This is a genomic window from Mesorhizobium sp. BR1-1-16 (assembly GCF_020165495.1).
Classification (GTDB): Bacteria; Pseudomonadota; Alphaproteobacteria; order Rhizobiales; family Kaistiaceae; genus Kaistia.
This window is the reverse complement of the sequence record NZ_JAIUIE010000029.1, coordinates 1-1,144: the sequence shown is the minus strand read 5'-3', so window position 1 is coordinate 1,144 and position 1,144 is coordinate 1. Positions and strand designations below refer to the sequence as shown.

Annotated in this window: 1 protein-coding gene; it reads left to right on the top strand. The window is 63.9% G+C overall.

What is annotated here, in order from left to right; all coding sequences use genetic code 11:
* Positions 1–2: 2 nt before the first annotated feature.
* Positions 3–1,144, top strand: a 1,142-nt coding sequence (gene tuf / locus LB518_RS24580; protein ID WP_224580523.1) for an elongation factor Tu, incomplete at its 3' end; no start/stop codon positions are given.

The window sequence follows — 1,144 nt, the reverse complement described above, 5'->3', positions numbered from 1 at the left end:
CGATGGGTAAAGAGAAATTCGAGCGTAACAAGCCGCACTGCAACATTGGCACGATTGGCCATGTTGACCACGGCAAGACGTCTCTGACGGCTGCGATCACGAAGGTGCTTGCGAAGACGGGCGGGGCGACGTTCAAGGCGTATGACCAGATCGACGCGGCTCCCGAGGAGCGTGCGCGCGGCATCACGATCTCGACGGCGCATGTCGAATACGAGACGCAGAACCGCCACTACGCGCATGTCGACTGCCCCGGCCACGCTGACTATGTGAAGAACATGATCACCGGCGCTGCGCAGATGGACGGCGCGATCCTGGTGGTTTCGGCGGCCGACGGCCCGATGCCGCAGACCCGCGAGCACATCCTGCTGGCCCGCCAGGTCGGCGTTCCCGCGCTGGTCGTGTTCCTGAACAAGGTCGACCTCGTCGACGATCCGGAGCTCCTGGAGCTGGTCGAGCTCGAGGTGCGCGAGCTGCTGTCGTCCTATGACTATCCGGGCGATGACATTCCGATCGTCAAGGGCTCGGCCGTGGTTGCGCTCAACGATGGCGACGCCAAGCTCGGCGAGGACGCGATCCTCGAACTGATGACGGCTGTGGACACCTATATCCCGCAGCCCGAGCGTCCGATCGACATGCCGTTCCTGATGCCGATCGAGGACGTGTTCTCGATCTCGGGTCGTGGCACGGTGGTGACCGGCCGCGTCGAGCGCGGCATCGTCAAGGTCGGCGAGGAAGTCGAGATCGTCGGCATCCGCCCGACGGTGAAGTCGACGGTGACCGGCGTCGAGATGTTCCGCAAGCTGCTCGATCAGGGCCAGGCTGGCGACAATATCGGCGCGCTGCTGCGCGGCATCGACCGTGAAGGCGTCGAGCGCGGTCAGGTTCTGTGCAAGCCCGGCTCGGTGACGCCGCATACGGTGTTCAAGGCCGAGGCGTATATCCTGACGAAGGAGGAGGGTGGCCGTCACACGCCGTTCTTCACCAATTATCGCCCGCAGTTCTACTTCCGCACGACGGATGTGACCGGCGTGTGCACGCTGCCCGAAGGCGTCGAGATGGTGATGCCGGGCGACAACGTGTCGATGGAAGTGACGCTGATCGTGCCGATCGCCATGGAAGAGAAGCTGCGCTTCGCGATCCGCGA